The organism is Burkholderia cepacia, assembly GCF_001039005.1.
GTDB lineage: Bacteria > Pseudomonadota > Gammaproteobacteria > Burkholderiales > Burkholderiaceae > Burkholderia > Burkholderia theae.
In genome coordinates this window covers 106,605-130,886 of the sequence record NZ_LDWR01000012.1, presented here as the reverse complement: position 1 = coordinate 130,886, position 24,282 = coordinate 106,605, and the positions used below count along the sequence as shown (strand labels likewise).

Annotated in this window: 23 protein-coding genes and 1 pseudogene; 16 read left to right on the top strand and 8 right to left on the bottom strand. The window is 67.6% G+C overall.

Features of this window, described 5'->3' with window-relative positions:
• Nucleotides 1–154: 154 nt before the first annotated feature.
• Nucleotides 155–1,825, bottom strand: a complete 1,671-nt coding sequence (locus tag VL15_RS07760; protein WP_048244588.1) for a phospholipase C — start codon at nt 1,823–1,825, stop codon at nt 155–157.
• A 349-nt stretch (nt 1,826–2,174) separates the two neighbouring features.
• On the opposite strand from VL15_RS07760, the gene VL15_RS07755 reads away from it, so the two are divergent.
• Entirely contained in the window at nt 2,175–3,074 is a 900-nt protein-coding gene (locus VL15_RS07755; RefSeq protein WP_080970751.1) for an EamA family transporter, read from the top strand.
• Between the two features lie 39 nt (nt 3,075–3,113).
• On the opposite strand, the gene VL15_RS07750 is transcribed toward VL15_RS07755, so the two are convergent.
• Nucleotides 3,114–3,587: an Lrp/AsnC family transcriptional regulator gene (locus VL15_RS07750; protein WP_048244585.1), complete on the bottom strand. Its 474-nt coding sequence runs from the start codon at nt 3,585–3,587 to the stop codon at nt 3,114–3,116.
• Nucleotides 3,588–3,894: 307 nt separating this feature from the next.
• Here VL15_RS07750 and VL15_RS07745 point away from each other — a divergent pair, with 307 nt between their 5' ends.
• From VL15_RS07745 to VL15_RS07720, 6 genes are all read left to right on the top strand, one after another.
• A complete protein-coding gene (locus tag VL15_RS07745; protein WP_048244583.1) occupies nt 3,895–5,280 on the top strand; it encodes an amino acid permease in 1,386 nt (461 codons plus the stop codon).
• A gap of 46 nt (nt 5,281–5,326) precedes the next feature.
• Nucleotides 5,327–6,529 carry an amino acid aminotransferase gene (locus tag VL15_RS07740; protein ID WP_048244581.1) on the top strand — a complete coding sequence of 401 codons (1,203 nt, stop codon included), beginning with the start codon at nt 5,327–5,329 and terminating at the stop codon, nt 6,527–6,529.
• Nucleotides 6,530–6,681: 152 nt separating this feature from the next.
• Nucleotides 6,682–7,080: a DUF488 domain-containing protein gene (locus VL15_RS07735; RefSeq protein WP_048244580.1), complete on the top strand. Its 399-nt coding sequence runs from the start codon at nt 6,682–6,684 to the stop codon at nt 7,078–7,080.
• A gap of 77 nt (nt 7,081–7,157) precedes the next feature.
• Nucleotides 7,158–7,448, top strand: coding sequence for a DUF1488 domain-containing protein (locus VL15_RS07730; RefSeq protein ID WP_048244578.1), 291 nt, complete (start codon nt 7,158–7,160; stop codon nt 7,446–7,448).
• A gap of 15 nt (nt 7,449–7,463) precedes the next feature.
• A complete protein-coding gene (locus tag VL15_RS07725; RefSeq protein ID WP_048244577.1) occupies nt 7,464–7,703 on the top strand; it encodes a hypothetical protein in 240 nt (79 codons plus the stop codon).
• 152 nt (nt 7,704–7,855) lie between these two features.
• Nucleotides 7,856–8,206: a hypothetical protein gene (locus tag VL15_RS07720; RefSeq protein ID WP_048244575.1), complete on the top strand. Its 351-nt coding sequence runs from the start codon at nt 7,856–7,858 to the stop codon at nt 8,204–8,206.
• A gap of 37 nt (nt 8,207–8,243) precedes the next feature.
• Here VL15_RS07720 and VL15_RS07715 read toward each other — a convergent pair whose 3' ends face one another.
• The 3 genes from VL15_RS07715 to lhpI all read right to left on the bottom strand — a co-directional run bounded on the left by VL15_RS07715 (nt 8,244) and on the right by lhpI (nt 10,548).
• A complete protein-coding gene (locus VL15_RS07715) occupies nt 8,244–9,023 on the bottom strand; it encodes a helix-turn-helix domain-containing protein (protein ID WP_048244573.1) in 780 nt (259 codons plus the stop codon).
• Nucleotides 9,024–9,039: 16 nt separating this feature from the next.
• Nucleotides 9,040–9,444, bottom strand: coding sequence for a response regulator transcription factor (locus tag VL15_RS07710; RefSeq protein WP_048244571.1), 405 nt, complete (start codon nt 9,442–9,444; stop codon nt 9,040–9,042).
• Nucleotides 9,445–9,612: 168 nt separating this feature from the next.
• Nucleotides 9,613–10,548, bottom strand: coding sequence for a bifunctional Delta(1)-pyrroline-2-carboxylate/Delta(1)-piperideine-2-carboxylate reductase (gene lhpI, locus VL15_RS07705; protein ID WP_048244569.1), 936 nt, complete (start codon nt 10,546–10,548; stop codon nt 9,613–9,615).
• A gap of 263 nt (nt 10,549–10,811) precedes the next feature.
• On the opposite strand from lhpI, the gene VL15_RS07700 reads away from it, so the two are divergent.
• The 9 genes and pseudogenes from VL15_RS07700 to VL15_RS07660 all read left to right on the top strand — a co-directional run bounded on the left by VL15_RS07700 (nt 10,812) and on the right by VL15_RS07660 (nt 21,744).
• The gene (locus VL15_RS07700) at nt 10,812–11,549 is read left to right on the top strand and encodes a FadR/GntR family transcriptional regulator (protein WP_048244568.1); all 738 of its coding nucleotides are present in this window, start codon (nt 10,812–10,814) and stop codon (nt 11,547–11,549) included.
• Nucleotides 11,550–11,670: 121 nt separating this feature from the next.
• Nucleotides 11,671–12,792 (top strand): branched-chain amino acid ABC transporter substrate-binding protein, encoded by a 1,122-nt coding sequence (locus VL15_RS07695; RefSeq protein ID WP_048244566.1) that lies wholly within the window; start codon nt 11,671–11,673, stop codon nt 12,790–12,792.
• Nucleotides 12,793–12,853: 61 nt separating this feature from the next.
• Nucleotides 12,854–13,861, top strand: a complete 1,008-nt coding sequence (lhpH, locus tag VL15_RS07690) for a trans-3-hydroxy-L-proline dehydratase (protein WP_048244564.1) — start codon at nt 12,854–12,856, stop codon at nt 13,859–13,861.
• A gap of 195 nt (nt 13,862–14,056) precedes the next feature.
• A complete protein-coding gene (locus VL15_RS07685; protein WP_155420147.1) occupies nt 14,057–16,594 on the top strand; it encodes a penicillin-binding protein 1A in 2,538 nt (845 codons plus the stop codon).
• Nucleotides 16,595–16,673: 79 nt separating this feature from the next.
• Nucleotides 16,674–17,549, top strand: coding sequence for a PilZ domain-containing protein (locus VL15_RS07680; RefSeq protein WP_048244554.1), 876 nt, complete (start codon nt 16,674–16,676; stop codon nt 17,547–17,549).
• Nucleotides 17,550–17,773: 224 nt separating this feature from the next.
• Entirely contained in the window at nt 17,774–18,100 is a 327-nt protein-coding gene (locus VL15_RS07675) for a DUF4148 domain-containing protein (RefSeq protein WP_048244552.1), read from the top strand.
• A 226-nt stretch (nt 18,101–18,326) separates the two neighbouring features.
• The gene (locus VL15_RS07670) at nt 18,327–20,699 is read left to right on the top strand and encodes an RICIN domain-containing protein (protein ID WP_329955935.1); all 2,373 of its coding nucleotides are present in this window, start codon (nt 18,327–18,329) and stop codon (nt 20,697–20,699) included.
• Nucleotides 20,699–21,158 (top strand): annotated as a pseudogene (locus VL15_RS07665) (hypothetical protein); the annotation flags it as partial. The gene VL15_RS07670 and the pseudogene VL15_RS07665, both read left to right, overlap by 1 nt.
• Nucleotides 21,151–21,744 (top strand): SCO family protein, encoded by a 594-nt coding sequence (locus VL15_RS07660; protein ID WP_048244547.1) that lies wholly within the window; start codon nt 21,151–21,153, stop codon nt 21,742–21,744. The pseudogene VL15_RS07665 and the gene VL15_RS07660, both read left to right, overlap by 8 nt.
• Nucleotides 21,745–21,820: 76 nt before the next feature.
• On the opposite strand, the gene VL15_RS07655 is transcribed toward VL15_RS07660, so the two are convergent.
• The 3 genes from VL15_RS07655 to VL15_RS07645 are packed head-to-tail and all read right to left on the bottom strand — an operon-like array spanning nt 21,821 to nt 24,137.
• On the bottom strand, nt 21,821–22,714 hold the full coding sequence (locus tag VL15_RS07655) for a DMT family transporter (protein WP_048244545.1): 894 nt from the start codon (nt 22,712–22,714) through the stop codon (nt 21,821–21,823).
• Between the two features lie 8 nt (nt 22,715–22,722).
• Nucleotides 22,723–23,511 carry a DUF2182 domain-containing protein gene (locus tag VL15_RS07650; protein ID WP_048244543.1) on the bottom strand — a complete coding sequence of 263 codons (789 nt, stop codon included), beginning with the start codon at nt 23,509–23,511 and terminating at the stop codon, nt 22,723–22,725.
• A 23-nt stretch (nt 23,512–23,534) separates the two neighbouring features.
• The gene (locus tag VL15_RS07645) at nt 23,535–24,137 is read right to left on the bottom strand and encodes a DUF1326 domain-containing protein (RefSeq protein WP_048244541.1); all 603 of its coding nucleotides are present in this window, start codon (nt 24,135–24,137) and stop codon (nt 23,535–23,537) included.
• Nucleotides 24,138–24,282: the final 145 nt, after the last annotated feature.

Here is a 24,282-nt window from a genome sequence, read left to right as displayed (position 1 = left end):
GGGAACGCGGCGCGGGGGTGCCGGAGGCGTCGGGGGACGGGAACGCGGGGCGAGCTGTCATGCTGTCGGTCTGAAATCGGGCGCCGCGCGAGGCGGCGCATTAAATGGAAACGGCCGGCGCATGATGCGCCGGCCTGCGGTCACTGCACGCCGGTCAGATCGCCGGTGCCGCGCTCAATGCGGTGCCGAGCGTCGGGTCGAGGTACAGCGGCGTCGAGTTCGGCTTCGACGTGAAGTCGAACAGCCCGCGCAGGTCGCCCGCCGTCGCATCGAACGAACCGCCGCCGATGCGCTGGCCGCCGAGCCAGTTGTCCTCGATGAAGCGCACGACGGACGACTGGTCGATCATCGTGTGGTCGACATAGTTCTGCTTCGCGTACGGCGAGATCACGATCAGCGGAATCCGCACGCCCGGGCCGCAGCGGCCGTTCACGGTCGAGCCGTTCACGCCGGTGGTGCCGCCCGTGCCGCACTTGCCGCTGCCGTTGACCTGGTCGACCGGGTCCGACGACGCGCGGGTCGGCGCCGTGTACACGTGGTCGTACCAGCCGTCCGAGTCGTCATACGTGACGATCACGGCCGTGTTCTGCCAGTCCGGCTGCTGCTGCAGGAAGTTGACGACCTTCGTCACGAACGCCTGCTCGTCGAGCGGATCCGAATAACCCGCGTGCGCATCCTGTGCGGCCGGGGCCTTCAGGTAGCTGACCGACGGGAAGTTGCCGGCCTTCACGGCGGCGAAGAAGTCATCCGTGTCGTACTGGTGGTTCGCGGGTTCGGCGGTCTTGCCGTCAGTCTGGACGCTCGAACCGATCGCTGCGACCGAGCTCGGGCGCGTGTGCTGCGGGTTCGACGTCGACGCGTAGTACTGGAACCAGTTGTGGTGCGGGATGTAGTCCGACGTCGCGGCGTTCACGGCGGTGGCGACCGTGCTGCGGCTGCAGCCCGTCGTGCCGTTGCTGTTGGTCGTCGACAGGTTGAAGCCGCCCATGAAGCCGCCCCACGAGATCTTCGCGCTGTTCAGCAGGTCGCCGATGTTCTTGCCGCTCATCAACGCCTGGTCGGTCGTGCTCGAGCACACGTCGTTGCCCGGGTCGACGTCGTTGATCATCGTGAGGCCGCCCGCGCCGTCATTGATGTAGTACGAGCTCTTCGCGAGCGTCGACGGCTGCGCGGACGACTTGACGATCTGCATCCCGTTGGTCTGGCCCGACACCACGTTCAGCGCGCCCGGCGTCGACGGGCCGTACGACGTCGTGTACATGTTGTCGCTCATCGCGAAGCGCTGCGCGTAGTTCCACAGCGCGGTCACGGTGTTGCCGTCGAAGTAGCCCATCACCTGGCCCTTCGTGCCGAACGCGCCGGCGCCGCCGGACGAGCCCCGGCCGGTGTATTTCGGGAACAGGTCGGCGAGGCCGTTGTCCTCGGCCTGCTGCTCGGCCGTGTACGCGTGGTTCTGGTCGGCGGTCGCGGCCTGTGTGCGGTCGAGGCGGAACGGGTTCGCCGCGTCGGTGCCGTTGGCCGTGTTCGTGAAGTTCGGGTTCGCGGTGAGCAGCGTGCCCGTCAGGCCATTGGGCGTCGTCGTGCCGGCCTTGGCGGTGAATGCCGGTTCGCCCGACGGGTTCGACGCGTTCGGGTAGGTGCCGAAGTAGTGGTCGAACGAGATGTTTTCGCCGTAGATCACGACGACGTGCTTGATCGGCGTGGTGGTCTGCAGCGCGTCCTGCGACGACACGGCGGGTGTCGACGTCGGATCACTGCCACCGCAGGCGAACAGCGCGAGCGCCGCGGCAGCGCAGGCGGTGACAAGCAAGGCTTGACGGAACATCGGGAAACTCCAGGTAAGGTCTTCGATGGTGGAGAGCGGCCCCGTCGCCGTGTCGGTTCGGCGCGGAGCTCGTGAGAGAGCACGCGCATTGGAACAGTCGCGTATGAAGATATGGGGACGGAGTGATTTCGCGACGATTGCGCTGCGGTATCGATTTCATTACGGCGCAGCGGCAAGCGAAAGAGAACGGAAAGGGGCAGACCGCACGCCACCTCAGTGACATATTCCACGGCGCGCGCGGCCGTTGCCGCGGATGCCATGCGGGGCGGGCGAAAGGGCTCGGTCGGCCGGTGCGCGCATGACGCCGCGCGGGCCCCGTTTTTTGACAATCGGGTGACGGATTCATACGATGAACGCCTTGCGGCGACGACTTCGCGTAGCCGACCGTCAGCGAGTATTCAGCGTGCCGATCCCCGTTCTGTTTGCCGTTCTGTGTGCCGCATTCCTGCATGCATCGTGGAATGCACTGGTTCGCAGCAGCGGCGACCGGCTGCGCTCGGCCACGGTGCTGCAGATCGCGATCGGGCTGTTCGCGCTGCTGTTCCTGCCGGCCGCCGCGCCGATCACGCCCGCGAGCTGGCTGTGCGTCGTCGCTTCGGCCGTGATCCACGTCGTCTATACGCTGCTGCTCGTGCGTGCGTACGAGCACGGCGACTTGACCGTCGCGTACCCGGTCGCGCGCGGCACGGCGCCACTGCTCGTCACGCTCGGCGCGGCGGCGTTCGCGGGCGAGCACCTGAACGCCGGCGCGCAAGTCGGGCTCGTGCTGATCTGCGCGGGCATCCTGGCGATCGGGCGCGGCGCGAAGCACCGGATGATGCAGGTGCTGCCGACTGCGTTCGCGACCGGCGTGTCAATCGCCGCGTATAGCGTGGTCGACGGGATCGGCGTGCGGGAGAGCGGCAACACGGTCGGTTATACCGCGTGGATGTTCGTGTTGACGGGCGGAATGATGGCCGCGTACTACCGGCTGCGCGCGGGGCCGCTGCGCCTGACGCAGGAGGTCGGCGAGACGGCCAAGGCCGCCTGCGGCGGCGTGTTCGCGGCGCTGGCGTACGGCATCGTGATCTGGGCGATGGATCGCGCGCCGATGGGTCCCGTGTCGGCGCTGCGGGAGACGAGCGTGGTGTTCGCTGCGCTGATCGCGCGCGTGTATCTCGGCGAGCGGCTGACGCCGCGCCGTGCGGCCGGCTGCGCGGTGATCGCGGCCGGCGCGCTGCTGATCAGCGCGTTCGAAGCGGTGCGCTGAACGCGCCGGCAGAACGGGCCGGGCGCACGGCCCGGTACATCAGCTTTCGACCGGCATCGCGCTCGTGCACTTGATCTCGTCGAGGCACACGCTCGAATGCACGCCGCTTACGCCGGGAATCCGCATCAGCGTTTCGAGCAGGAACCGGGACAGCCCCTTCAGGTCGTGCGCGACGACCTTCAGCACGTAGTCGATATCGCCCGTCACCGAGAAACATTCCTGGATCTGCGCGAGATCGGACACCAGTTTCTGGAACTTCGACAGGTCGCGGATATGCCCGCGCTCCATCGTCACGTGCACGAACGCGGTGACGCCGAAGCCGAGCGTGTCGGGGCAGAGCCGGGTTTCGTAGCGGCGGATCGCGCCGATTTCCTCGAGCCGCCGGTGGCGCCGCAGCGTCTGCGCGGGCGACAGGCCGACGGCCTTCGCGAGTTCGAGGTTCGACGCGCGGCCGTGCTCCTGCAGGATCGAAAGCAGATGGCGGTCGATGCGGTCGAGAGCCGGTTCTGGCATTTTGTTTCCTCTTTTGTCTCCTGGATGCAATCTTATCTCATAATGTAGGGTTTGCATGAACGGGTTACGAAACCCGATTTCGCGGTCGCGACGCTAAACTGACCCCGGATTTTCGTGTGCGGCCGCAGCAATGCGGCGCGGGCGGCAAGTCTGCCGGGCACGCCGACGCGAATCGGGCGCCGCCACGCGAAGATTGCAGTCCCCAACCCGGTGGCTCCACGAACGGCCACCGACACAGTAAAACAGCGCCCGGCACACCGAGGCGCGCCGCACCGCTTCAGGCGGAGGCGGACAGAGTGGAGAAGACATGGTTTCTGGAAACGAGAGCGACGGCCTGAAGCGCGGGCTGAAGAACCGGCACATCCAGCTGATTGCGCTCGGCGGCGCGCTCGGCACGGGGCTGTTCCTCGGCATCGCGCAGACCATCAAGATGGCCGGCCCGTCCGTGCTGCTCGGTTATGCGGTGGCCGGCATCGTCGCGTTCTTCATCATGCGCCAGCTCGGCGAGATGGTCGTCGACGAGCCTGTCGCGGGTTCGTTCAGCTACTTCGCCAACAAGTACTTCGGCCACTTCACGGGCTTCCTGTCCGGCTGGAATTACTGGGTGCTGTACATCCTCGTCAGCATGGCCGAACTGTCGGCCGTCGGGATCTACGTGCAGTACTGGTGGCCGGGCGTGCCGACCTGGGTGTCGGCGCTCGTGTTCTTCGGCGTCATCAACCTGATCAACCTGACCAGCGTGAAGTCGTACGGCGAGACCGAATTCTGGTTCTCGATCATCAAGGTCGCCGCGATCGTCGGGATGATCGGCTTCGGCGGCTGGCTGCTCGCGAGCGGCCATGCCGGGCCGGAAGCCAGCGTCAGGAACCTGTGGCAGCACGGCGGTTTCTTCCCGAACGGCGTGTCGGGCCTCGTGATGTCGATGGCCGCGATCATGTTCTCGTTCGGCGGGCTCGAACTCGTCGGCATCACGGCGGCCGAGGCCGACGATCCGAAGCGCAGCATCCCGCGCGCGACCAACCAGGTCATCTACCGCATCCTGATTTTCTACATCGGCGCGCTCGCCGTGCTGCTGTCGCTGTATCCGTGGGAGAAGGTCGTCAGCGGCGGCAGCCCGTTCGTGCTGATCTTCCATGCGCTGAGCAGCAACGTGGTCGCGAACGTGCTGAACGTCGTCGTGCTGACAGCCGCGCTGTCGGTCTACAACAGCGGCGTGTACTGCAACAGCCGGATGCTGTTCGGCCTCGCGCAGCAGGGCAACGCGCCGAAGGTGTTGTGCTCGGTGAACAAGCGCGGCATTCCGCTCGCCGCGCTCGGCGCGTCGGCGCTCGCGACCGGCCTGTGCGTGCTGGTCAACTACTTCATGCCGGGCAAGGCGTTCGAGGTGCTGATGGGCCTCGTCGTGTCGGCGCTGATCATCAACTGGGCGATGATCAGCCTGATCCACCTGAAGTTCCGCCAGGCCAAGCGTGCAGCCGGGGAGGAGACTTCCTTCCGCAGTCTGGGCTATCCTTTCACGAATTACCTGTGCCTGGCATTCATGGCCGGCATTCTCGTCGTGATGTACCTGACGCCGGATCTCCGCCTGTCGGTGTACCTGATCCCGGTATGGCTCGCGGTGCTCGCGATCGGGTATCGCTTCCGTCAGAAGAATGCAGGCTATGCGATGCGCGACGGCGCGTCCGCACGCTGACGCAGGCCACGACCGACGATTCTTCCAAACGAGACAGACTCAAGCCATGTTCGAACACATCGACGCGTACCCGGGCGATCCGATCCTGACGCTCAACGAGAACTTCCAGAAAGATCCGCGCGACCAGAAGGTCAACCTGAGCATCGGGATCTATTTCGACGCCGAAGGCCGGATTCCGGTGATGGGCGCCGTGCGCGAAGCCGAAACCGGGCTGCAGCGCGAAAGCGGCCCGAAGCCGTACCTGCCGATGGTCGGCCTGGCCGCGTATCGCGACGCCGTGCAGGCGCTCGTGTTCGGCGCCGATCACCCGGCCCGCGTGGCCGGCCGCATCGCGACCCTGCAGACGCTCGGCGGTTCGGGCGCGCTGAAGGTGGGCGCCGATTTCCTGAAGCGCTACTTCCCGGACGCGCAGGTGTGGCTCAGCGATCCGAGCTGGGAAAACCACCGCTTCATCTTCGAGCGCGCCGGCTTCACGGTGAACACGTATCCGTACTACGACGAGGCGACGGGCGGCCTGAAGTTCGACGCGATGCTCGCGGCGATCGACGCGCTGCCGGCGCGCAGCATCGTGCTGCTGCACGCGTGCTGCCATAACCCGACCGGCGTGGACCTCGACGAAGGCCAGTGGGAGAAGCTGATCGACGTGATCGAGGCGCGCGGGCTGCTGCCGTTCGTCGACATGGCGTACCAGGGCTTCGGCGCGGGCCTCGACGCGGATGCGTTCGCGGTGCGCGAGTTGGCCCGCCGCGGCGTGCCGGCGCTCGTCGCGAACTCGTTCTCGAAGAACTTCTCGCTGTACGGCGAGCGCGTGGGCGGGCTGAGCGTCGTCTGCGAAGACGCGGCCGCGGCCGAGCGCGTGCTCGGCCAGTTGGCCGGCGCCGTGCGCTCGAACTACAGCAACCCGCAAACCTACGGCGCGAAGGTCGTGGCGGCCGTGCTCGGCACGCCCGCGCTGCGCAAGCAGTGGGAAGAGGAACTGTCGGCGATGTGCCGCCGCATCGCGCGGATGCGCCAGTCGATCCATGACGGCCTGCGCGACCACGTCAGCGGCGAAGCGCTCACGCGCTACGTGAAGCAGCGCGGGATGTTCACGTACACGGGCCTGACCGAATCGCAGGTCGACGCGCTGCGCGAAGTGCACGGCGTGTACATCCTGCGTTCGGGCCGGATGTGCGTGGCGGGCCTGAACGACTCGAACGTCGGCATCGTCGCGGACGCGATCGGCAAGGTGCTGAAAAGCGGCGTCTGAACGCGGCGCGCCGCGATGCAGGCCGAACCGGCTGTCTCCCTTCGTGGGGGCAGCCGGTTTTTTATTTGCGTCCGCTATGTGTGCCACCCGGCTGACGCGAGCGCCGCCGCGGGGGTACGATCACGGAATCGGACGCAAGACAGAGGAGCGACATGGGTATCCGGATCATTCAGCTCGGCACACCGCGCGCGGCCGGCGAGGGCCTGCGGATCGGCACCGTGCGGCGGCCGCCGCGTGGCGTGCCGAAGGCGGAATTCGCGTCTCGCAACTACTATGATGTGTGGTTACCGACGCTGTCGCCGAGCCCCGAGCTCGTTGCCCAGGCGCAGGCCGCCGAAACCGACGCCGAATGGCGTGCGTTCAAGCGTCACTTCCGCGCGGAAATGGCGCATGGCGATCCGGCGAAGGTGCTGGACCTGCTGGCGGCGCTGTCGGCGACCACCGCGCTCTCGATCGGCTGCTACTGCGACGACGAAAACCATTGCCACCGCAGCGTGCTGCGCGAGCTGCTCGCGGAGCGCGGCGCGGCGATCGAGCCCGGCGCGGGCTGACGCAGCGAACCGGTTGATATGGGTCAAGCGCGCGGCCGCGCGCGCCACTATGCTCTCGTCATGGAGTGATCACGACGATGACAGGCGAACAGATGCAGATTGCCTTCCCGCCGGAGCCGCCCGAATATTGCGCACGCGACCTGGTCGTTGCGTTTTCGGCGCTGGTCGACGGACGTTGCGTGCAGTGCGCGATCACGGCCGAGGCGCTGGAAGACCATTTCGGCGCACCGTCGCTGCTCGAACGCGACCTGCTGGCCGCGTTCGAAGGACACCGGTCGGCGATCGAGGCGATGGCGCGACGGATGCTCGAGGAAATCGGCGGCCGGCCGGTGCTGCTGCACAGCGGCCACTTCCGGCTCGAAGACTGATACGCAGGAGGGGGCATGTCACTGCAGGGCAACATTCACGAACGCGACTGGTCGGTCGAAGTCGAGACGCGCCCATGCGAATCGGGCGAATTCCGCTGCCGCGTGTCGGTCGAGCACGGCAGCGGCGCCGCACGCTTTCATCATACTTTCGAGCACAGTCATGCGTATCCGACCGAGCGTGAGGCGATGATCGAAGGGCTGCGGGCGGGAATGACGTGGATCGAAATGAAGTCGTCGCAGGTATTCAACGTATGAACGGTCCCGCGCCGATGCAGGCGCGGGCGAACACTCGGCCAGGCAGCGAACGAAGAATTCGCGCCACGCCACGGGAAACGTGCCGCCGCATGTCAGTGCGGGCGGCACATGCAAGGCGGTCGACGAGCGGGCGGCCCGTCAGGAGAGACGACATGGGCGTGGGCATGCAGATTGCCTGCCGGGGATTCGCGGGCGCCGCCGCGATCGAAGCCGAAGCCGGCGCGCAGCTGGTGCGGCTCGAACGGTTCCGCGCGCTGATCGACGGCTGCCACCTCGCGATCGAATCGCGCGGCGCGGCCGATGGCGCACGCACGTTCGATGTGCGGCTCGACCTGGTGATGCACGACGCGGCGCTCAGGCCGCTGCCGCCGTGTGTCGGCGCTGACGTGGACGACGCGCTGCGCCGCGCATTCGCGCAGGCCGAACAGGCGCTGATCGCGTGGCAGGCGGGCGATCAAAGAGTGGCGCTGCGCGATGCGGCGACCGGGGAAACAGCACGGTGACGCATGGCGCGCCGCACGGGCGGCGCTGCGTCGTGCGTCAGACCCGTGCGAGCGCTTGCGCGTCGATGATGCGCACGCGCTTGCCGCGCGTTTCGACCAGCGCGTCGCGATGGAACCGCGAGAACATCCGGCTGACGGTCTCGAGCTTCATCCCGAGATAACAACCGATTTCCTCGCGCGTCATCCGCAGGTTGAATTCCGTCGCCGAATAACCGCGCGCCTCGAAACGCGAAGAAAGATTCAGCAGGAAATGCGCGACCCGCTGCTCGGCCGACATCGTGCCGAGCAGCAGCATCTGGCTCGATTCGCGGACGATCTCGCTGCTCAGCATCTGGTAGAGGAAGTGCTGCATCGGTTTCATCTCGCGGCACGCCGCTTCGAGCGCGCCGAACGGGATGATGCACACGACGCTGTCTTCCAGCGCGATCGCGTCGCAGCAGTGCTGGCCGCCGCCGATGCCGTCCATCCCGAGCGTTTCACCGGCGATCTGGAAGCCCGTCACGTGCTCGCGGCCGTCGCGATGCATCATCACCGTCTTGAACGAACCCGCGCGCACCGCATAGATGCTCTGGAACGGATCGTCGGTGCGGAACAGCGCGTCGCCCTGGCGAACCTGCCGCGTCGTGCAGATGATCGCGTCGAGCCGGCCGAAATCGGCCGGCGTCAGATGTGGCGGCAGGCACATCGAGCGCATCGCGCAGACCGAGCAGCGCGCGGCGGGATGTTTGGCGGCATCGGCGCGCGCGACCGCGCGAAGCGGAATCGTCGGGCGGGGCGCGACGGGTACGTCGGCGGCGCAGGCGGTGGCGGTGGACATGAATCGCTCCGGCTCGTCAGGGATGGTGCGCGCGAGCGTGCACCAGGGATTCGATGACTCGGCATGCAGCGTCGAATTCGACGGTCTTGTCGAAGAAGTAGTCGGCTCCCGCCGTCGCGCATGCCTCTCTGAATGCCGGCGCCGAGTGATTCGTCAGCACGATCGTGACGACGCGCGGCGCGGCCTTCGACAGCATCCCGATCAGGTCGAGACCGCTGCCGTCCGCGAGCCGCAGGTCGACGATCACCACGTCGGCGTGACTGCTGCGTATATGCATCCACGCGTCCTGGCCGTCTTCCGCTTCACCCACGACGGCAACGCCGCGGATCGCGCCGACGAGCAGCGCGATCCGCTGCCGGACGGCGACGGCGTGATCGACGAGAAACACCCTGAGCGCGGCGGGTGACAGGCTGGCATTCATGCCGGCAGTATCGTGTTGCGCCGCGAAAAATGAAATCGGCCGAATTGGAACTTTGTGTAGGCCGCTTCGACGCGTTGTAGGGCGTTTCCTACAACGCGTACGGGAAACCGCCGGAGCGGCTCCGATGTTGCGATGCCGCATGCGCGGCCGGCGGGCTGCGCCGCCGGGTCAGCCGGCCTGGCGCGCGTCCAGTGCATCGCGCGCCGTGCGGCACGCAGCCAGATCCCACGCGGCGCAGCCGACGCTCTTGAACAGCAGCGGCCCGCCGCGGGTGACCGTGCCGTTCAGCACGTCGGCAAGCGACGCGACATCCTGCCAGTCGACCTGCGCGACGATCAGGTCGCCGGCCTCGTGGCGCGCGCCGGCCGGATCGTCGACGACGAGCCGGCTGCCGCGCACCGTGTTCGCGTCGATCTCGGCCGCATCCGCGGTGAATGCGCCGACCCCGACCACGAGCCGGCCTTCGCGCGCGGCTTCACGGTAGACCGGCGTGCGGCTCGTCGTCAGCGTGACGACGACATCGATCGCCTCGGGAATCGCATCGCCGGCGAGCGGCACGAGCCGCGGCGCATGCCCGCGGTGTGCGGCGCAGAACGCGGCCGCGCTGTCGGCGGTCGTGCCGCGCACGTGAAGGCGCGCTTCGGGAAAGATCGCCGCGAGCGCCTCCGCGTGATTGGCCGCCTGCTTGCCGGTGCCGATCAGCAGGATGTCGTGCGGCACCGCGCCATGCAGCGCGTCGATGCCGAGCGCGGTGATGGCCGCCGTGCGGCGGCCGGTGACCGTCGGGCCGTCGAGCGCGAAGCGCATCTCGCCCGTGGTCGCGTCGTACGCGGTGACCTGGCCGAGGATCGTCGGCAGCCCGCGCGCGCCGTTGCCGGGGCACACGTTCACGAGCTTGTGGGACGCGAGGTCATGTGCGCTCGACGGCATCGACAGCATCACGCCGCCGGCCTGCAGCGGCACGACCAGGCGTTCGGGGCTGACGATCTCGCCCGCCGCGTACTCGGCGACGGCCTGCCTGAGCGTGGCCAACAGCGCCGGGTAGTCGAGCAGCGCGGCCGTGTCGGCCGCATCGAAAACGGGAATCGGGGAAAGGGCGGTCATCGTGTACGTCGTATGCGTCGGTGAGCGTGGACGACGGGCGCATGCCGCGCCCGCCACGGAGCTGCCGGATACCGTGACACAGGGCAGTGTGGATCGAATCTATACCACTTGCTGGCGCACCCGCAAGCCAGAAAATAAAGCATCGCGCCGCTTTTGGTTCTAATATCTGTCCAGAAGGGTCGCATGGCATCGGTACCGGCGCTGCTCCGGTATAGTGCGAACCCATTCCAAATCCACGCCCACGACCGGGCAGGAGCCACACGATGATGTCCGCGCGTCCCGAATCACTCGAAGGCGGTTTCAGGCCGCTGCAGATCTACGAGCAGGTTGCCGAGAAGATCCGCGACGAGATCCGTGCGGGACGCTATGCGGCCGATTCGCGGTTGCCGTCCGAGCGCGAGCTCGCGGGGCTGTTCCAGGTCGGCCGGCCGGCCGTGCGCGAAGCGCTCGGCGCGCTGCAGAACGAAGGGCTCGTTTACACGAAGCGCAATTCGGGCACGTATGTCGTCGCGTCGCCGCTCGACGTGCTTGCGCAGCGCGGCGACATGCACGCGGCGTCCGAGGCCGACTTCAGCCCGACGTCGACGCTCGACGTGCGGCTGATCCTGGAGCCCGCGATCGCGCGCCTCGCGGCCACGCACGGGCGGGCCGACCCTGGGGCCGAGCGTTATCTGGCTCAGATGGAAACCATCACCGACGTCGACGATCCGCACCAGCGCGCGCTGTGGAACGAGAGCGACCGGCTGTTCCACCGGCAGCTCGCGCTGATGACCGGCGACGCGCTGATCGTGAAGATTGCGGACGAAGTCGCGAAGACGATGGACCAGCCGCTCTGGAAGCGGCTGAAGGACGACGGCATCTACGACGCGGGCCGGATCCGGCTCTACGTGTCCGAACACCGGCTGATCTACGAGGCGATCGTGTCCGGCGACGCCGATGCGGCCGCGTTCTATGTCGAGCAGCACATCCGCCGCGTGCGGCGCGACATCACGCCAAAGTGACGCACGCAGCGCTGCTCTGGTATGAAATATGACCAAATATGCGAAAAATATTTTGATATTGCTTGCGATGTGACCACGCATGTCCTACATTGGTTTCACACAAAACCAATCAGGAGACATCATGCGACACTTCATGACCGCGCTCTCGGTGGCTGTCGCCGCCGGTGCGCTGACTTCCGCGCACGCGCAGGAAGTCGTGATGATCGGCCATTCGGCGCCGCTGACCGGCCCGCAGGCCGCGAACGGCAAGGACAATGAAAACGGCGCGCGACTCGCCGTCGACGAGCTCAACAAGGCCGGCGTGAAGGTCGCCGGCAAGACCGTCACGTTCAAACTGGTATCCGACGACGACCAGGCCGACCCGAAGGCCGGCGTGCAGGTCGCGCAGAACCTCGTCGACAAGGGCGTCGTCGCGGTGCTTGGGCCGTACAACTCGGGCGTCGCGATCCCGGCGTCACGCGTGTATTCGACTGCCGGCGTGCCGATGCTGCCGGTTGCGTCGAATCCGGCGCTCACGAAGCAGGGCTTCAAGAACATCTTCCGGATCGGCGCGAGCGACGAGCAACTCGGCGGCACGATGGCCACCTTCGCCGCGAAGACGCTGAACGCGAAAACCGCGGCCGTCATCGACGATCGCACCGCGTACGGGCAGGGCGTCGCCGAGCAGTTCATGAGCGTCGCGAAGGCGAACGGGATCAAGATCGTCGACCAGGAATACACGAGTTCGTCGGCCACCGATTTCCTCGGCATTCTCACCAAGATCAAGGCCGGCAACCCCGACGTGATCTTCTTCGGCGGCTATGCGGCGCAGGGCGCGCCGATGGCCAAGCAGATGAAGCAGCGCGGGCTGCGCGCGAAGCTGCTCGGCGGCGACGGCATCTGCTCGGCGGACATGGGCAAGGTCGCGGGCGAAGCGGCATCGATCGTCTACTGCGCGCAGGGCGGTGTCGCGCTCGAGAAGACGCCGGCCGGGCGTGAATTCCTGAAGAAGTACCACGACACCTATCACACGGATACGCAGGTCTACGGCGTCAACTACTACGACGGCATGAAGCTGCTCGCCGACGCGATGGTCAAGGCCGGCACGACCACCGACAAGGCGAAGCTGACCGCGCAACTCGCGAAGTCGAACTATGCGGGTGTCGCCGGCACCTATTCGTTCGACGCGAACGGCGACCTGAAGGGCGCGCCGACGACCGTCTACGTGATCCGCAACGGCCTGCCGGAACCGTACGCGAAATAACCGGCCTGCCACCGGACGGCGGTCGGACCGCCGTCCTTCGTTTCCACGTATTCGATCGACCATGAAAATTTCCCGATCCCTTTCCACCGTCGAAGTCCATACGGGCGGCGAAGCGTTCCGCATCGTCACGAGCGGGCTGCCGCGCCTGCCGGGCGACACGATCGTCCAGCGCCGCGCGTGGCTCAAGGAGAACGCCGACGAAATCCGCCGCGCGCTGATGTTCGAACCGCGCGGCCACGCCGACATGTACGGCGGCTACCTGACCGAACCCGTGTCGCCGAACGCCGATTTCGGCGTGATCTTCGTGCACAACGAAGGCTACAGCGACCACTGCGGGCACGGCGTGATCGCGCTGTCGACTGCGGCGGTCGAGCTCGGCTGGGTGCAGCGCACGGTACCGGAAACGCGGGTCGGCATCGACGCGCCGTGCGGCTTCATCGAGGCCTTCGTCAAGTGGGACGGCGAACATGCGGGGCCCGTGCGCTTCGTCAACGTGCCGTCGTTCATCTGGCGGCGCGACGTGTCGGTCGACACGCCGTCGTTCGGCACCGTGACCGGCGATATCGCATATGGCGGCGCGTTCTACTTCTATGTGGACGGCGCGCCGTTCGACCTGCCGGTGCGCGAGTCGGCGGTGGAACGGCTGATTCGCTTCGGCGCGGAAGTGAAGGCCGCGGCGAACGCGAAGTACCCGGTCGTGCATCCGGAGATTCCGGAAATCAACCATATCTACGGCACGATCATCGCGAACGCGCCGCGTCATCCGGGCTCGACGCAGGCGAACTGCTGCGTGTTCGCGGATCGCGAGGTCGACCGCTCGCCGACGGGCTCCGGCACCGGCGGCCGCGTCGCGCAGTTGTACCAGCGCGGGATGCTCGCGGCCGGCGACACGCTCGTCAACGAATCGATCGTCGGCACGGTCTTCAAGGGGCGCGTGCTGCGCGAAACGACGGTCGGCGACATCCCGGCCGTGATCCCGGAAGTGGAGGGCAGTGCGCATATCTGCGGGTTCGCGAACTGGATCGTCGACGAACGCGATCCGCTGACCTACGGTTTTCTCGTGCGCTGAGCATCGGCGCCGATCGGCCGCCGTCGCGCGGCTTCCCGGTTGTTGTACCAGGTTTGGCGCGTCGTTCCCGTTGCGGGGCACGCGCCTTTTTTGCGTGTGGACCGCCGCAAATCGGCCACCGGCCGGCGGGCCGCGCGAGTTTTGGTACGATGCACCCTTTTCAGCCGAACCCCCACCCGCGTGAATCGCCGAAACGTGTCGTCAGTGCGTGACTTCTGTGCCAGATGGGTCGCGCGCGCCCAACCCGTCGCGGTTGCCGCCGCCGCGAGGGTCAAGCCTCTCGCCGCCACCGCGTGGCACCATCTCCGTCATCCGACGCGCCGCGGCGTGCTGCTCACGGCCGCCGCCGTGCCGTCGCTGTTCGCGCTGTACGTGGTGGTGCTCATCCCGTTCACGCCGGGCATCGGCGACATCCGCAAGGCACGCGTCGACCAGCCCGCGCAGGTGCTGTCCGCCGACGGCAAGCTGCTGGCCGAATTCAAGCCGTCGAACCGCGAGTGGGTGCCGCTCAAGCAGATCTCGCCGCACATGGTCGACGCGCTGATCGCGACCGAGGACCATCGCTTCTACGAGCATCACGGCCTCGACTGGAAGCGCACGGCGTCGGCCGCGCTGCATACGTTCTCGGGCGATCGCCAGGGCGGCTCGACGATCACGCAGCAGCTCGCGCGCAACCTGTATCCGGACGAGATCGGCCGCGCTCCGACGCTCACGCGCAAGGTGAAGGAGGCGATCACCGCGCTGAAGATCGAGGCCGTCTACAGCAAGGACCAGATCCTCGAGACCTACCTGAACACGGTGCCGTTCCTGTACAACGCGTACGGCGTCGAGATGGCCGCGCGTACCTATTTCGACAAGTCGGCCGACGAGCTCGACGTGCTCGACAGCGCGACGCTCGTCGGCATGCTGAAGGGCAACAGCTACTACAACCCGGTGCTGAATCCCGAGCGTGCGCTGCAGCGGCGCAACACGGTGCTCGGCCAGATGGTGAAGTACGGCAAGCTGTCGCCCGCGCAGTTCGCGCAGCTGCAGCGTCGGCCGCTGCGCATCGATTTCGAGCGCCAGAAGGAGCCGCCGGGGCCCGCGCCGCATTTCGCGCAGCAGTTGCGCAAATGGCTGATCGCGTGGGCCGACCGCAACGACTACAACATCTATTCGGACGGGTTGATCGTGCGCACGACGATCGACTCGCGGCTGCAGCAGATGGCGACGCAGGCGCTCACGCTGCAGGGCAATCAGTTGCAGGGCATCGCGAACAACGCGTGGAGCGGCCGCGACGGCTGCGGCACCGACAACGAGGTGTTCCGCACCTTCATGCGCGAGTCGCCCGAGTACAAGGCCGCGCAGGACGCCGGCAAGGACGACGCGGCCGCGATGAAGCTGCTCGCGGCCGACCGCGGTTTCTTGCGCGCACTGTGCAAGACGAAGACCGACGTGCAGGCCGGCTTCCTCGCGATCGATCCGCGCGACGGGCAGATCCGCGCGTGGGTGGGCAGCCGCGACTTTACCAGCGAGCCGTTCGATCACGTCGCGCAGGCGCGCCGCCAGCCGGGTTCGACGTTCAAGCCGTTCGTCTATGGCGTCGCGTTCGCGAACGGGATGAAGCCGGACGACACGTTCCTCGACCAGCCGGTCGAGATCCCGTTGAAGGGCGGCGAGATCTGGCGGCCGAACGACGACGTGCCGCCGACCGGCAAGCCGATGACGCTGCGGGACGCGGTCGCGCTGTCGCGCAACCGGATCACCGCGCAGGTGATGGAGAAGGTCGGGCCCGCGGCCGTCGCGCGGCTCGCGCGCGACATGGGTGTGCGCGAAAGTCCGCTCGAACGCGTGCCGTCGCTCGCGCTCGGCACGAGCCCGGTCACGCTGAAGGAAATGGTCGCGTCGTACGCGACGATCGCAAACGGCGGGCTGTATGTCGAGCCGCAGATGGTGACGCGCATCGAAAACCGCCAGGGCGACGTGCTCGCCGAATACGCGCCGGCGCCGCCCGAGCGCGCGCTCGATGCCGAAACCGACAAGGTGCTGCTCGGCGTGATGCGCGATGTCGTGACGCGCGGCACCGGCGGCAGCATCCGCACGCGTTTCGGGATCCGCGGCGACGTGGCGGGCAAGACCGGCACGACGCAGGACAACGCGGACGGCTGGTTCATCCTGATGCAACCCGGTCTCGTGGCCGGTGCGTGGGTCGGTTTCGACGACGGCCGCGTGACGCTGCGCAGCGATTACTGGGGGCAGGGCGCGCACAGCGCGCTGCCGATCGTCGGCGATTTCTTCCAGCGCGCGCAGCGCGCCCGGATCGTCGACACCAAGGCGAAATTCGATACCGAGCCGTCGCCCGGCTGGTTCGGGTCGCTGCGCGAGCGCGTGACGGACCTGTTCGACACGTGGTTCAGGCCCGAGCCGCAGAAGGCACCCGCATCTGTCAGGACGCAGCGTATCGAGCGTCCGCCCGAGGCCGACGAAAGCGAGGCATCGGGCGCGTCGGCGGCATCGGCGCCCGAAGCGGCGTCCGGCGGCATCGTCGAGGAATGGATACCGGCGTCTGAAGTGGCCGCATCGGCCGCCGCGCTGTCGGCCGGCGCATCGCAACAGGAGCCCGCGCAGCCCCCGGCGGGTGCCAGTACGACGAACGGAGGCAGCGCACCAACCGCAGCCCCTTCGGCCACGCCGGCCCAGCCGCCTGCGTCGGTCGCGCCCGACGCGACTGGCCCGACTGGCGCTTCGCAGTAACGGAGCCGTTCAGATTTCGCGCGATGCTGCCGTAATCAAGTTGTCACGACAGATCGCGCGGTCGCTCCGCGCTTTTCCGATGCGACTTCCCACCGACTACGTCGCGCTCGCGCGTGACGATCTCGCTGCCGGCGTCCCGCTCGGCTTCGATCTCTTCGATGCCGACGGCGCCGCGCTGCTGCCGGCCGGCACGATCCTGCGCGATCCCGCGCAGCATGCTTTCCTGTTCGACCATTTCCGACCCGTGCGCCGGCGCGATGCCACCGACATCGATCCGCCCGTGCATGGCGAGGTGCCGCCGGCCACGCGCATGGGGTTGTCGGCAGGCGCCGCGATCGGCATTCGCCGCCGGGTCGGCACGACACGCACGCTGCAGCGCTGCCGGCTGATCGGTATCGCCGCATCGGGCGCGCTGTTCGTCGAGCCGCTGCCGGCGGTCGTGCTCGAATTCGCGCGCGGCGACGACGTCGAGGCGGTGGCGATCGGCCGGGCCGCGGTGTCCCGCTTCGGCGCGACGGTCGAATCGGTGCAGGCGTCGGGCACCGCACCGTTCATGATCCTGTCGCCGCCGGGCTTCGTCGACCGGTTGCGCACGCGCGCGGAGCCGCGCGTGCCGGTGCGGATCGCGGCCTGCTGCACGGGAGGCGCCGAGGGGACGGAAGCCATCGGATTGGTGCACGACATCAGCCTGAGCGGGCTGTCGATTGCCGTCGACCGGACGATCGCCGCAACCGGTGAGCCGTTGCGCGTGCGGCTGCCGTACGCGGCGGGTGAACGCGTCGAATGGCTGGTACTCGACGGCACCGTGCGGGCCGTGCATGCGGACCCGGCCGCGCCGGCGCTGACGCTTCATCACGCGGCGTTCGGCGAGACCGGCGGTGACGATCTGGTTCACCTCAAGGCACTGCTGTTCGACAGGCTGATGGCGTTGGCGGACACCGGCCAACCGCGCTGACACGCCGGCAGCGCGCGCCGGAGGCCGTATCGCAACATTCGGCGCGTGAATGTCGATAATCATCTGATGAATGGCGTTATTCCCGCGAGATTGTGCGATTTCCGTCAACAGTGAATTTGCGATTTAAGTATTTACCCTGATAGTCGTGCCTCCTAGACTTCTACTCATGCGCAACGACTCCGAGTCCGAAGCGCCTGACAAAACAATTCTGGAGGTAACGCATCATGAAATCGCTGATCAAGGCAGTTGCACTGGCCGCCCTGGTGGCCGCACCGGTCGTCTCGTTCGCTCAATCGAACCAGCAGCCGCTGACCCGCGCGCAAGTGCGCGCCGAGCTGGTCCAGCTCGAAAAGGCCGGTTACAACCCGAACGACTGGATGAACTACCCGGAGAACATCCAGGCCGCACAGGCAAAGATCGCCGCTGCGCAGACCGGCGCGCAAGCTGACGCAACGGGCTACGGCGCGAACGCCGCCGCAACGTCGCAAGCGGGTCAGCGCGTGGTCGTGCCGGCCGCAACCGATCGTTCGTCGGTCTTCTTCGGCCACTAAGCCGGTGGCCGGATAGCGGCCTTCGGGGCCGCGGCCAACGTGGTATCGAAAAGCCCGCACTCGTGACGAGTGCGGGCTTTTTTGCGTCGTCTCCATTGAGTGGCCCACCGTACATCCCGATCCGGGGATTCGACGTTTTAATACGACCGGAAATTAAAACGGGACCACGGGGGGGATCATGCAAGTGTCTGGGCTTGCCTGGCGACAGGCGTTTTTGTGCGTGTGCATGTCGATTTTCGTTGCGTGGCTGCCTTCGAGCGCCGCGGCGGCCGTCACGGCGTCTTATTCCGACATCGTGTCGGCGGACAGCGGGCAGTGCGTCGCAATCGCCGGCAACTCGGCCGCCACCGGCGCGGGCGTCGTGCAGGTCTCGTGCGCGGGACAGGGCAACACGACGTGGTCGTTCGTGCCGGTCGGCGCGAATTATCACATCGTGTTGCAGGGCAGCGGCCTGTGCCTGAACGTGCCGGGCAGCTCGCGTGCCAGCGGCACGCCGCTTATCCAGTATCCGTGCCAGGGCGACACCCTGACCAACGACCGATGGACCATCACGGCCGTCGGCGCAAGCTACCGGATCGTGTCGGTCTCGAGCGGCATGTGCCTGAACGTCAACGGTGGCTCGCGCGCGTCGGGCGCACAGTTGATCCAGTATCCGTGCCAGGGCGCAACCGCGCTGAACGACCAGTTCAACCTGTATCTGCCGGTCGCCGCATTCTCCAATATCGTGTCCGCGAGCAGCGGTCGTTGTCTGACGGTCAGCGGCAATTCGACCAATGCGGGCGCCGCGATCGTGCAGGGCGCGTGCTCGACCCAGAGCAACGCGGGCTGGTCGCTGCTGCCGGCCGGCAGCGGCTATCACGTCGTGTCCCAGCGCACCGGGCAGTGCCTGAACGTGTCGGGCGGCACGGGAGGGAGCGGCACGCCGTTGATCCAGTATCCGTGCCAAAGCGATGCGCAAACGAACGACCAGTGGACCGTCGCTGCCGCGTCAGGCTCGAACTACCGGCTGGTGTCGGTCGCGAGCGGCATGTGTGCGAACGTGAGCGGCGGCGCGCTCACGGACGGCGCTGCGCTGGTCCAGTACCCGTGCCAGGGTGCAACCGCGCTGAATGACCAGTTCACGCTTGGCCTGCCGCAGAGCTTCCCGGTTACGCTGCCGTCGGCGTGGAGTCCCGTCATCCCGCTGCCGGTCAATCCGATCGGCATTGCGAACGTGCCGAACGGCAAGCTCGTGATGTGGTCGGCGGACCAGACCTTCAGCTTCCAGAACGACGTCGGCAACAAGGCTACGCAGACGCAGACAGCGCTGTTCGACCCCGCGACGAACCGGGCGACGCAATTCCTGGAGACGTCCGCGGGCTCTGACATGTTCTGCCCGGGCACGGCGATGCTGTCCGACGGCAGGGTGCTCGTGAACGGCGGCGACAGCAGTCCGAAGACGACGCTGTACGACTGGAACAGCAACACGTGGAGCGCATCGGCGACGATGAACATTCCGCGCGGCTATCAGGGCGACACACTGCTGTCGAATGGCTCGGTGCTGACCCTTGGCGGCTCGTGGAGCGGCGGCCAGGGTGGCAAGAGCGCGGAAGTCTGGAACGGCGCCAACTGGACGGTGCTGTCCGGCGTCCCGGAAACCGGCATCGTGGGTCCGGATCCGCAAGGCATCTATCGGGGCGATAACCACCTGTGGCTATTCGCGCAAAGCAACGGCAGCGTGTTCCACGCCGGCCCGAGTGCGCAGATGAACTGGATCTCGACCAACGGCAGCGGCACGATCCAGTCCGCCGGCACGCGCGGCGCCGATCCTTACAGCATCAACGGCACGGCGTCGCTATACGACATCGGCAAGATCCTGAAGACCGGTGGCGCGAAGTCGTACCAGCAGAACGGCAGCGCGTCGAGTTATGCATCGAATGCGGTCTACCAGATCGACATCACGCGCGGACCGAACCAGCCGGTCACGGTGCAACGCCTGAACGGGATGACCTACCAGCGCGCGTTCGCGAACAGCGTCATTCTGCCGGACGGCAGCATCGTGATGATCGGCGGCCAGAGCCTGCCGATGCCGTTCACCGACACGACGGCGATCATGGTTCCGGAGATCTGGAACCCGAAGACCCAGCGCTTCAATCTGCTGAAGCCGATGCAGACGCCGCGCACCTATCACAGCACGGCGATCCTGCTGCCGGACGGCCGCGTGTTCGCGGGCGGCGGCGGGCAGTGCGGCACCGGCTGCGTGAACAATCACCTGAACGCGGAGATCCTCACGCCGCCCTATCTGCTCAATGCCGATGGCTCGCCGGCCGCGCGCCCCGCAATCGCGAGCGCGCCTTCGGCGACGAGTCGCGGCGCATCGATCGAGGTCGCGACGCGCGGTCCGGTCGCGTCATTCGTGCTGATGCGCCTGTCGTCGGTGACGCACACGACGAACAACGATCAGCGCCGCATTCCGCTGTCCATCGTCAATGCGAGCGGGACATCGTACCGGCTCGCGATCCCGTCGGATGCCGGCGTGGTGCTGCCCGGCTATTACATGCTGTTCGCGCTCGACGCGAACGGCGTGCCGAGCGTGTCGACGTCGTTGCAGATCTCGTGATGCCGCATCCCCGATTCGGGTGGCGCGTGGCGGCGCGGCTGGCAGGCGCGTGCGTCGCCATGGCGATGTACGGCGGGAGCGCCGCCGCGGCCGGCGACCCTCCCGCGCGCGGTCAGGCGCTCTTCGGCGGCGCCGCGCCGCTGCAAGGGCGGCTGTCGACGCATCCGGACAGCCTGCCGCCGCCCGTGGTGCGCTGCGCGAACTGCCATGCGGCGGGCGCGGGGCCGGCCGTGCCGAACTCGCTTGCGCCGCGTCTCACGCACGACTGGCTGACTGCGCCGCGCGGCCGGCGCGGCGGCCCGCTGACGCGCTACGATCGCGACGCCTTCTGCGTGCTGCTGCGCACCGGCGTCGATCCGGCCTATGTCCTCGTCAACGTCGAGATGCCGCGCTACACGCTCAATGAACGCGACTGCACGGCGCTCTGGCGATATTTGAACGGAGGCGGGGCATGAGCGCGCTGGACGAGCACGCCCGTCGGCGGCGCGCGTGGCTGACGGCGGCGCTCGCGCTGGCGGCGCTGCGACCCGGCTCGGCGCCCGCCGTCCCGATCGTCGGCTATCACGGCGGGCGCGTCACGCCGCCGGTACCGGTGCCGGACGTACCGATACACACGGCAGACGGCCGCGCGACCCGTTTGCACGCGCTGCTGAACGGCCGGGTGACGGCATTGCAGCTATTCTTCACCGGTTGTTCGTCGACCTGTCCTATCCAGGGCGCCGTGTTCCAGCGCGTGCAAGGGTTGCTGGGGCCGCGCGGGCACCCCGACGTGCAATTGCTGTCGCTCAGCGTCAATCCGTTCGAGGACACGCCCGCGCGGATGCGCGCGTGGCTCGCACGCTTCGATGCGAGGCCGGGCTGGATCGCGGCCGCGCCGGAGCTGAAGGATGTCGACGTATTGCAGGCGTTGTTTGGCGGCGGCCTCACAGGACTCGACAATCACAGCACGCAGGTCCAGGTGATCGACCGAGCTGGCGCGCTGATCTGGCGAACCTACGAATTGCCGTCAGCCGAATCGGTCGCGGACATCTTGCGGCGCGCGTGAGCAGCGCGCCGAAGATGACACGCTTGTTTCTGCACCCCCGAATGAGCCGAAGCGTGCGCGATGCGCCTGCCTGGCGTCACCGCGCGGCGCTCGCGTGGCGGGCACGAGTCGCGAGCACGGCCGCGACGCCACCGAGGATGGCGGCAGACGCGAGCGCAAGCCGCCAGGTCGGCTGTTCCGACAGCAACAGCACGGCACCGCACGCGGCAAGCGGCGGCACGGACAGCTGGATCGCCGCGGCGCGCATGGCCGTGAGGTGCCGCAGCGCGGCATACCAGACGACGTAGCCGAGGCCTGATGTGAGCGCACCGGAAAGCACGGCAAGCGCGACGCCGGCCGGCGTCAGGTGGATGCGGGCGGCGAGCATGGCGCTCAACGCGAGCGCCAGCGGTGCGGCACGCAGGAAGTTGCCGGCGGTCGCCGCGACCGGATCGGCAGGCTTTCGCCCGCGAATCGAATAGATGCCCCACGCAATGCCGGCGACGGTCATCAGCGCTGCGCCTTGCGGCGTCGGCGCCGCGAGCCCAGGCGACACCAGATACAGCAGCCCGCCGAGCGCGACGCCGAAGCCGGCCCAGCCCGCCGGGGCGAACCGTTCGCCGGCGCGCCATCCGGCCGTGAACATCGTCAGTTGCACCGCGCCGAACAGGATCAGCGCGCCGGTCGCAGCACTGACGGTCAGATACGCGAACGAGAAGCACGCGACATAGGCGAACAGCATCGCCGCCGCGGGCCAGTCCGCGGGCGGCGCGGGCCGTCGCGCACTCGTGCGCACGATGATCGCGAGCATGAGCGCGCCCGACACGAGTCGCACGCTGCCGAAGCTGGCCGCGTCGATCCGCCCGGCCTGCAGCGCGAGCCGGCACAGCAGCGAATTCGACGCGAATGCGAGCATCGCGACGGACGTCAGTGCGACGACCCGCACGCCCGGCCGCAGGTGCAGCGCAAATACGGAGGCGGGCGGGCGCATCGCGGGCCTCATGCGTGGTTCGCGACGATCAGCACGGCCGCACCGAACAGCGCGGCGCCGAGCGGCGCCGTGAGTTGCCGTCCCCACGTCGCGTTCTTCTCAAGGGCCATCAGCGCGGCAAGCGACAGCATCCAGCCGAGACTGCCGGCGCCGATGACGAACATCAGCAGCATCAGCGCCCAGCAGCACCCGACGCAGAAGAGCCCGTGGCTTGCGCCCAGCGCGAACGCGTGCCGCAGCGGCGCGCGACCGCGCCAGTGGCTGATCACGAAACTGAAAGGGGTGCGGCAACGATCCAGGCAGCGTTCCTTCAGACGGCTGAACTGAAATGCGCCGGCGAGCGCGAACACGGCCGCGCCGATCAACCAGCCGCGCCACGCGAGTGCGGGTACGTGCGCAACGCCTGTCAGCACAAGGGCATGCAGGCCGTGCGCGACGAGGCCGAAGCCGCTCCACGCGGCGACGTAGCCGACGCCGACGAGCGCGAGCAGGCGCGTCTGGTCGGGGCGGCTCGCGACGACGCGCGCGAACGCGTCGAACAGCAACAGCGTCGTCGGCAGCATCATTGCCAGGATCATCAGCGTCCAGGCGGCCGCGTCGAGCACGGCCGGCAGCCATAACGCGCCGCCCGGCAGCGCGCGACAAAGCACGCTGAACGGTGCGGAGGCGTCGCCGTCGCCGTGCTCGAGATAACGCCCGTACGGACTGCGCGTCCACGCCCACAACGTGACCCACGCGAATGCAACGAGGCTCGTGAGCACAACCGGAAACAGGCGCCGGTGCAGCGACGCTGCCATGGCTGTTGCCGTGCGACCGCGATTCACGCGTCGAACAGGAACGTGCTCTGCAACGCGTTGTGATTCTTCAGATCGACGTCGATGCCGATCGCCGCATTCTTCGACCGATAGACGGGGGCTTTGCCGACGAATACGGGGGCGCCGGGCACGGTCGAGAACACGGTGTCGGTCAGCGTGGTCTGTGCACCGCTCGGGCCGAGGTACGGCTCGAGTTCCGCGTGGTAGTCGGTGCCGATCGACAGTGTGCCGCGTGCACCCTCGACGTCGAACCTGATCGGTGCGCGCTCGATCGACACGACCGTACCGATCAGTTTCGCGAGCTCGGCGATCGGGCCGCCGGCTTGCCCCGTATAGACCTTGAGCAGCGCCTGCTCCTGCGCTTCGGACGCCGTGTCGCTGACAAAAATCGCGGCCGTCCAGTTGCCTTGCAGGATATTGCCCGGCACACGACACACCGCGGCGATCGTGTTGCCGCCGACGTCGACGCCGTCGACCGTGCCCTTGTCCACATGCCATGCGACGATGGTGTCGCACACGCCGAAATCCGGATCCTCGCCGATCCAGCACGGGCACAGTACGCGACAGTTGCAGACCTCGAGCAGACGGCCTTCCAGGTGATAGCTCATGATTTCCTCCAGGGAGCGACGGCGATTGCGCGTTGCGAAGGGCAGAGGAAACCGGCTGACGAAACGTCATGCCCGCTCGGCGGCACGAACGCGAAATGCGCTGAAGAAAGCGCGGAAGCGGAGACGGGATGGATGCGATAGCGCG